The sequence below is a fragment of the Pseudomonas sp. genome, from assembly GCF_030696055.1.
Taxonomy (GTDB): domain Bacteria; phylum Pseudomonadota; class Gammaproteobacteria; order Pseudomonadales; family Pseudomonadaceae; genus Aquipseudomonas.
Window position 1 is genome coordinate 1 of the sequence record NZ_JAUYNP010000145.1, and the last position, 7993, is coordinate 7993.

6 protein-coding genes and 1 pseudogene are annotated in these 7993 nt (G+C 62.8%); 3 read left to right on the top strand and 4 right to left on the bottom strand.

Annotated elements, in window-relative coordinates; all coding sequences use genetic code 11:
- The 3 genes from Q8Q83_RS08585 to lapD form a co-directional block, all read left to right on the top strand.
- A partial coding sequence (locus Q8Q83_RS08585) for a YbaN family protein (protein WP_305622867.1) occupies positions 1-312 on the top strand: 312 nt, incomplete at its 5' end.
- Between the two features lie 94 nt (positions 313-406).
- Positions 407-1099: a cysteine protease LapG gene (lapG, locus tag Q8Q83_RS08590; RefSeq protein ID WP_305622869.1), complete on the top strand. Its 693-nt coding sequence runs from the start codon at positions 407-409 to the stop codon at positions 1097-1099.
- Between the two features lie 9 nt (positions 1100-1108).
- Positions 1109-3055, top strand: a complete 1947-nt coding sequence (gene lapD, locus Q8Q83_RS08595) for a cyclic di-GMP receptor LapD (RefSeq protein WP_305622871.1) — start codon at positions 1109-1111, stop codon at positions 3053-3055.
- A gap of 183 nt (positions 3056-3238) precedes the next feature.
- On the opposite strand, the gene Q8Q83_RS08600 is transcribed toward lapD, so the two are convergent.
- The 4 genes and pseudogenes from Q8Q83_RS08600 to Q8Q83_RS08615 form a co-directional block, all read right to left on the bottom strand.
- Positions 3239-4645, bottom strand: coding sequence for a sigma-54 dependent transcriptional regulator (locus tag Q8Q83_RS08600; RefSeq protein WP_305622873.1), 1407 nt, complete (start codon positions 4643-4645; stop codon positions 3239-3241).
- Between the two features lie 6 nt (positions 4646-4651).
- Positions 4652-5857 (bottom strand): PAS domain-containing sensor histidine kinase, encoded by a 1206-nt coding sequence (locus Q8Q83_RS08605; protein ID WP_305622876.1) that lies wholly within the window; start codon positions 5855-5857, stop codon positions 4652-4654.
- 186 nt (positions 5858-6043) lie between these two features.
- Positions 6044-7516, bottom strand: a complete 1473-nt coding sequence (locus tag Q8Q83_RS08610) for a sigma-54 dependent transcriptional regulator (protein WP_305622877.1) — start codon at positions 7514-7516, stop codon at positions 6044-6046.
- A gap of 283 nt (positions 7517-7799) precedes the next feature.
- A pseudogene (locus Q8Q83_RS08615) lies at positions 7800-7993 on the bottom strand (flagellar protein FliT); the annotation flags it as partial.

A 7993-nucleotide genomic window follows, 5' to 3' on the forward strand; every position in this document is an offset into this window, starting at 1 on the left:
ACCACACCCTTCCTGCTGTTGGCCGCCGCCTGCTTTATGCGCAGCTCCAAGCCTTTCTACCTGTGGCTGGTCAACCACCCTCGGCTCGGCCCCTGGATAGTCGACTACCTCGCAGGCGAGGGCATTCCGCTCAAGGCCAAGGTCTACGCCATCGGCCTGATGTGGCTGAGCATCGGCATCTCCAGCTACCTGGTGCCGCTGTTCTGGGCCCGGCTGTTTATGCTGAGCAGCGCAGTCCTGGTCAGCCTGTATATCCTCAGGCAGAAGACCCTGGCCAAGCCTGCGCGCCCTCCCCAAGCCAGCCGCCCATAACCCTCAGCCACAACTACAGCTAGCGTGCGCAGCCGCGCGGCAGAACTCACCACTAACGCCTAGACTTCCCCCATCTTTGACCGAGACGCGGTACATGCAGCCACCTCAGCCCACCCATGGATGGCTAAAGCACCTGCACAGGACGCTGCTGGTCGGGCTGGTGCTGCTGATCGGGCTGACCAGCGCCCTGGCCAACTGGGACTTCGGCCTGATTCTGCAGAATGCCGAAAATCGCTACGGCAGCCTGGGTTCAGCCAAGCAGCGCATTCAAGCCTGGGATGCGCTGATCAAAGCCAGCGGCAATAGCGCCGAGCAAGACAAGCTGCGCGAGGTCAACCGCTTCTTCAATCGGCAGTTCCGCTTCTCCGACGACATCCGCATCTGGCGACAAAACGACTATTGGGCGACGCCCATCGAGGCCCTGGTCAAAGGCAGCGCCGACTGCGAGGACTATGCGATTGCCAAGTACTTCACCCTGCGCCGTCTCGGCATCCCCAGCGACAAGCTGCGCATCACTTACGTCAAGGCGCTCAACTACAACCAGGCGCACATGGTGCTGACCTACTACGCCAGCCCCAGCGCCATACCCCTGGTGCTGGATAACCTGATCAACGAGATCAAGCCGGCCTCACAGCGCCGGGATCTGCTGCCGGTCTATGCGTTTAACGCCGAAGGGCTTTACTTACCGGGCTCCAGCAGCAAGAAGGGCGACAGCAAGAAGCTCTCACGCTGGCAGGATCTGTTGAAAAAAATGCGTGCGGAGGGCTTCGCCATCGGCGAAGGCTAGGAGGAACCTATGTCGCTACTCAAGCAGCTATTTCTCGCCATCTGCCTGTTTCTGGTGGTGGCCTTCACCGGCAGCTTTATCGCCGGGGTGGAAAGCTCTCGGGAGCAGTTGATCAGCCAGCTGCGCTCCCATGCCCAGGACGCGGCCACCGCACTGGGGCTGTCGATGACGCCGCATGTGGATGATCCGGCGATGATCGAGCTGATGGTCAGCTCGATCTTCGACAGCGGCTACTTCGCCAGCATCCGCGTGATGCGCATCCCCGACGAGCAGGTGATAGTCGAGCGCAGCAGCGACTCGACCGCGGAGACCGTACCCAGTTGGTTCGCCCAGCTGGTCAATCTGCAGGCACAGGGCGGCGATGCGCTGATCATGCGCGGCTGGGAACAGGCGGCCAGGGTCGAGGTGATCAGTCATCCGCAGTTCGCCCTGGCCAAGCTGTGGGACAGCGCCATCGGCAGCCTGCTCTGGCTGCTGCTGTGCGGCCTGATCAGCGCCATTCTCGGAGGCTGGTTGCTGCGCACCCAATTGCGCCCCTTGGACACCATGGTGCAACAGGCCCAGGCAATTTCCCGGCGCGAGTTTATGACCCTGCCCAAGGTGCCGCGCACGCCGGAACTCAAGCGCGTGGTCATGGCCATGAACCAGATGGTGGAAAAGCTCAAGACCCTGTTCGCCGAGGAAGCCGCGCGCAGTGAAAAGCTGCGCGAGGAGGCCTATCAGGACAGCATCACCGGCCTGGCCAACCGCCGCCTGTTCGACATCCGCCTGGCCAACCAGCTGGTGGTTTCCGAACAGCACGCCGAAGGCTATCTGATCCTGCTGCGGGTCAACGACCTGGCCGGGCTTAACCAGCGCCTGGGCGGCCAGCGCACCGACGCCCTGATCGGCGCCATAGGCGAGTTGCTCAAACGCCTGCTCAACCAGACCAATCGCGCCGACTGGCTGGCCTCGCGCAGCCGCGGCGGCGAGTTCAGCCTGCTGGCTCCCGGCATTGGCCGCGAGGAAGCCGATCTGCTGGCCGACGAGCTGCACGGCGGTCTGGAAAGCCTGCGGCAAACCGGCGCCAGCGACTGCACGCCGGTGGCGCATATGGGCATCGCCGCCTTCCGTCCCGGCGAAGAAGCCAGCCAGGTCATAGGTCGCGCCGACCAGGCCCTGGCCCAGGCGCAAAACGACCCGAGCCGCGACTGGGTGCGCCTGGACGACTACAACGCCCAACCAACCCAGGGCCTGCATGACTGGCGCGCCTGGATAGACGATGCGCTGAACCGGGGCAAGCTGCAGCTGTACTTCCAGCCGGTGACGCAATGCGCCGATCGCGGCCAGCTGCTGCACCAGAAAGTCCTGGCCCGCCTGCTCGACCCTCAAGGCGAGGCCATAGCCGCCGGGAAATTCCTGCCCTGGATCGAACGCCTGGGCTGGACCACGCGCTTCGACCTGGCCATGCTCGAACATAGCCTGGCGCATCTGGCGCAACATGCGGTGCCACTGGCCCTGAGCCTATCCGCGGCCACCCTGCGCGAACCGGCCAGCCGCAAGCGCCTGCTGGAAATGCTGAGACAGCACTCGCAGCAAGCCAGCCTGCTGACCTTGGAAGTGGATGAACGCCACCTGCCGCCGGCCGCCGAGCTGGAAAGCCTCAGCCAGGCGGTGCGCCAGGCCGGTTTCAGCCTGGGCCTGCAGCACTTCGGTGGACGCTTCAGCCTGATCGGCAACCTGACCCATCTGGGCCTGGCTTACCTGAAGATCGATGGCACCTATATCCGCGCCATCGACCAGGAGAGCGACAAACGCATGTTTATCGAGGCGGTGTTCCGCGCCACCAACAGCATCGACCTGCCGCTGATTGCCGAAATGGTGGAAACCGAGGGTGAGCTGGCCGTACTCAAGGAGCTGGGGCTGTACGGCGCCATGGGCCGCCTGCTCGGCGCGCCTACTCCTTGGCAGGGCTAGAGCAAGGTGCCCAGAGCGTAGGGCGGGCCGCGCAGCGGCGCAACCCGCCAACGCCCCAAAGCACCGCCATACAAAGACGGCGCACAACCCATCACCCCATTGACCACAAGGCCGAACGGCGCGGGTCAATGACCCTCCCTACGAATCTTGCCGCTTGCAGCTTCTCGCCTGCAGCTGCCAGCCTTAGCTGGCAAATAGATAGCCTTCCACATCCATACCCGCGTCGCGCATCTGCGCCAGCTTGTACCTCAGGGTGCGTGGGCTGATGCCCAAACGCTCGGCGGCTTCCTTGCGCCGCCCGCGTTCGGCCCGCAGGGTGTCGATAATCATCTGGAACTCGTGCCGGCGCAGGTCATCGCCCAAGGCCCCCGCCTCGGCCGGCGGCATCTCCAGGGCCACCGGCGCGGCGCTGGGCACTACCGCCAGCAGCGGCGGCTGCGCCAGCAAGACTGCCGAGCCTATGGGCGCCAGCAGGCACAGATCCTGGGGTTGAATCAAACCGCCCTGCTGCAGGATCAGCGCCCGTTGAATGGCATTGTCCAGCTCGCGCACGTTGCCCGGCCAGCCGTGCTGGATCAGGCTCAGCTGCGCCTGGGGTGACAGGCGAATCGGTGGGTGATTCATTTTCTTCACGTACTTGGCCAGCAGGCGCTCGGCCAGGGGCACTATGTCCGCCGGGCGTTCGCGCAGCGGTCGCCAGGCCAGCGGAAATACCGACAAGCGATAGTAAAGGTCTTCGCGGAAGCGCCCCGCCGCCACTTCGCCGGCCAGGTCACGGTTACTGGTGGCCAGTACGCGGATATCCAGGCTGATCGGCTTGCGCGCCCCGACCCGCTCCACCTCGCGCTCCTGCAGCACGCGCAACAATTTGGCCTGCAGGCCCAGGGGCATCTCGGAGATCTCATCGAGCAGAATGCTGCCGCCCTCGGCCAGCTCGAACTTGCCCGGCGCACTGGCAATGGCCCCGGTAAAGGCGCCCTTCTCATGCCCGAACAGAGTCGCCTCGAGCATATTGTCGGGAATAGCCGCGCAGTTGATCGCAATAAAGGGTTTGTTGACCCGCGGCGATTGCTGGTGCAGGTAGCGCGCCAGCACCTCTTTACCGGTGCCGGATTCGCCTGTGATCAGCACGGTCGAATCGCTTTGCGCCACCCGTTTAGCCAGCTCCAGCAGCTGCACGCTGGCCGGCTCTACCGCCACCGGCCCCTCCTGCTCGGTCGCGCTCACCCGCCCCAAGGCATGCCGATCCACCAGGGTCAGCAAGGCCTTAGGTTCGAAGGGTTTTACCAGATAATCCGCCGCGCCTTGGCGCATGGCATCCACCGCCCGCTCCACCGCGCCATAAGCGGTCATCAACAGCACCGGCAACTGCGGCTGGCGCTGGCGGATCTGCGCCAATAACTGGTGGCCATCCATGCCCGGCATATTGACGTCGCTGACCACCAGGCCGAAAGGCTCCTGGCCGATCGCCAGCAACGCCGCCTCGGCGCAGTCCACCGCGCGGAAATCGTGCCCGCCCAGCGCCAGGGTATCGGCCAGAGCCTCGCGCAAGGCGCGGTCATCTTCGACCAGCAGAACTTTGGCAGCCATGGATGCTTACTCCTGAATCAAGGGTTGCGTCGCGCCAAGCAGCGGCAACGTCAGAATGGCGCAGGTGCCGCGCCCCGGCCGGGAGCGCAGCTGCACATCCCCCTGGTGCGCGCGCACCACGGCCTTGACCACGGCCAGGCCGAGCCCGGTACCGGTGGTTTTGGTGGTAAAGAAGGGTTCGCCGAGGCGCGCCAGGGTGGCCGGGTCTATGCCCGGCCCGTTGTCGCTGATGCACAGGCGCAGCGCCTGGCCACGGCGGTATAGATGGACCTTCAGCCGCGCCTCGCGCCCGCCGGCCTGAATCGCGTTCTCGAGCAGATTGAGCAGGCTGCCGACCAGGGTGTCGCGATTGCACAACAGCTCGCCATCGTGGCAGTCGCACTGCCAGCGCACCTGCATATCCAGCACATGGGGTTCGGCCGCGGCGCGTAGCGCATCGAACAAGGCCTTGGGCGCGAGGCGATCCGGCAAGGGCAGCTCGCCCCGGGCGAAGATCAGCATGTCGCGCACCTGGTGCTCGAGCTCATACAGGCGCTCCTTCAAACGCCCGGCAAAGCGCTGCTGCTGCTCGACCGGCAGCTCCTGCTCGGTCAAATGGCTGGCGTAGAGCAGAGCCGCGGAAAGCGGCGTGCGAATCTGGTGAGCCAGGGACGCCACCATGCGCCCCAGGGCGGACAAGCGCTCGTGACGCGACAGCTGATCCTGCAGGCGACGGGTTTCTGTCAGGTCGGTCAGCAGCACCAGCTGTCCGGGCTCGGCATGCAGCGAACGGGTGGCAATCGACAAGCGGCGGCCGTCTTTCAAGGAGATTTCATGGCCGTCATCTTCGCGGGGGGCGAAGTTGCGCGCTATCACCTGACGCCAGAGCATGCCGACCAGGGGCTGGCCGAGCAGATTGCGCGCCACCGGGTTGGCCTCGCGCACCACGCCCTGCCCATCTATGACTATCACCCCGCCAGGCAGCAGATCCAGCAGGCTTTGCAGGCGATGGGCCAGGCGCTCTTTCTCCGCCAACTCCTGCATGCGCTGGGCGCTGACCAAGGCCAACTGCCCCTTCAGCTCGGTGACCCGGGCTTCCAGCATGCTGTAGGAGGTGCTGAGCTGGGTCGACATCTGATTGAACAAGGCAAAGGCCTGCTCAAGACCCGCACGGCTGGCCTGTTCGATCGGAGCGACTTCGGGATTTTCAGGGCGTTGGGCGTTGGCGTTCATCGTTCTCTCTCGCGCAGCGAGCCGTCATAAGACAGTCAGTTACCTGAGAGATAGCAATACCCGTGCCTAAAAAATAATCCTTATATTACAAACACTTAAAAAACAAAGCCGAAGGCGGCGTCAATCCTTCGGCTTTATTGGGCTGGCAGACGCCAAGTCACTGACTATTGCCAGAGCCAGTACAAATCAATCGTCCTGCTCTTCTTCGTCACGCCGGCTCATGCCGTATTTGCGCATCTTCTCCACCAGGGTGGTGCGGCGTATGCGCAAGCGCTCGGCGGCGCGTGCCACCACGCCGCTGGCGTCATCCAGGGCCTGCTGGATCAAACCCTGCTCCAGGTTGCCCAGGTAGTCCTTCAGGTCCAGACCTTCGGGCGGCAACATGGCCGTCGAATTGATACCCGGTAGGCCGGCCATGAGGGTGGCGCGCTCGTCCATCTCATCGCGCAAACTGGCCACCAGGCTTTCGTCTTCATCATCGACATGGCGGAACTTCTTCGGCAACTCCCCCACCCCGATCACCCCATAGGGATGCATGATCGCCATGCGCTCAACCAGGTTCGCCAGTTCGCGCACATTACCCGCCCAGTCATGCTGACACAGCGACAAGATGGCCGCGGAATTGAAACGTATCGAGCCACGTTTCTCGAACTCCATGCGCGAGATCAACTCGTTCATCAGCAGCGGAATATCTTCGATGCGTTCGCGCAGCGGGGCCATTTCGATCGGGAAGACATTCAGTCGGTAATACAGGTCTTCGCGGAAACTGCCGTCCTCGATCATCTTCTCGAGATTCTTGTGGGTCGCGGCGATGATCCGCACATCGGCGCTTTGCGTCTTGTTGCTGCCGACCCGCTCGAAGGTGCGCTCCTGCAGCACTCGCAGCAATTTCACCTGCATCGGCAGGGGCATATCGCCAATCTCGTCGAGAAACAGGGTGCCGCCATTGGCCAGTTCGAAACGCCCAGCGCGGCTGGTGATAGCCCCGGTAAAGGCGCCTTTCTCGTGGCCGAACAGCTCGCTCTCCAGCAGCTCGGCGGGAATCGCGCCGCAGTTGACCGGCACAAAGGGCGCGTCACGGCGCTTGGAGTGATAGTGCAGGTTGCGCGCCACTACTTCTTTGCCCGTGCCCGACTCGCCGAGAATCAATACGCTGGCCTCGGTATCGGCCACTTGCTGCATCATCTGCCGCACTTGTTGAATCGCCCGGCTGGTACCGACCAGGCTGCGGAACAGGTTGGTTTCGCGCTGCCGACCACGCTCACGGGCCTGGTCATACATTTCGCGGTAGACCTGGGCGCGGTGCAGGGAATCGAGCAGCTTGTTATAGCTCAGCGGCATTTCCAGACTGGCCAGCACACTGCGGCGCTGCTCTTCCGGCCACTCGGCGGCCACTTGCTCGTTAAGCAACAGGGTCGGTAAGAACTCATCCCAAGCCGCCAACTGCTTGAGCATCTCCAGCACGCCACCCTTTGCCTGCACCTCGCCAAGCAGCACGCTCAATAGGGCGCGACTGGACTCCAGTTGCGCGACGGTTTCACGCCAGCTTTGGCTGTCACAGGCTAGATGGTCTTCACCCAGGAAATTCAGGATCACTGTCAAATCACGACGACGTTCGCTGTTATCGTCAATCAGGAGAATTTTGGTTTCACGCCACATAATTTTTATATCTGATCCTGGAGTGAAAAAGCGTGCCTGACAGCCAAAGTCACCCAACCTAGCGTCGGCAATTGGCCACTAGTTAAGTCAATTTTTTGTTCGCAGTCAATTTTATGGCGTGATTTTTTTGCTTTACCTGGATACAGGCTAAGCAGTTGTTTGTAAAGAAGGGAGTTGCTGCAGGCCGGTTGTCAGAATTGACCGCCGTGGAATAAAGGGTGCCTCGAACGTTGCCCGCTGACTGGCAGCGGTGGGGACTGGCACGCAGCCATGCGTGCCAATCTCAGCCAAACAACTGGTAAACCTTGGCCCCTTGCTGGGATTGATTCAACTGCACCAGTTCATGGGCCAAGCGCTGCTGCTCGGCCTGGCAAACACTGACCAGCTCGCGGTAAAGATCCAGAAGTTCCTGCATGCGCGCGCGCAACACCTCTTCATCGTTTACCGATTCGACCATCGCCTCATCTACCGCCTGAC

Bases quoted from the DNA above. Each gene is read 5' to 3' on its own strand.
- Q8Q83_RS08605 (WP_305622876.1), bottom strand. From the start codon at position 5,857: ATGAACGCCAACGCCCAACGCCCTGAAAATCCCGAAGTCGCTCCGATC.
- lapG (WP_305622869.1), top strand. From the start codon at position 407: ATGCAGCCACCTCAGCCCACCCATGGATGGCTAAAGCACCTGCACAGG.
- Q8Q83_RS08610 (WP_305622877.1), bottom strand. From the start codon at position 7,516: ATGTGGCGTGAAACCAAAATTCTCCTGATTGACGATAACAGCGAACGT.
- lapD (WP_305622871.1), top strand. From the start codon at position 1,109: ATGTCGCTACTCAAGCAGCTATTTCTCGCCATCTGCCTGTTTCTGGTG.
- Q8Q83_RS08600 (WP_305622873.1), bottom strand. From the start codon at position 4,645: ATGGCTGCCAAAGTTCTGCTGGTCGAAGATGACCGCGCCTTGCGCGAG.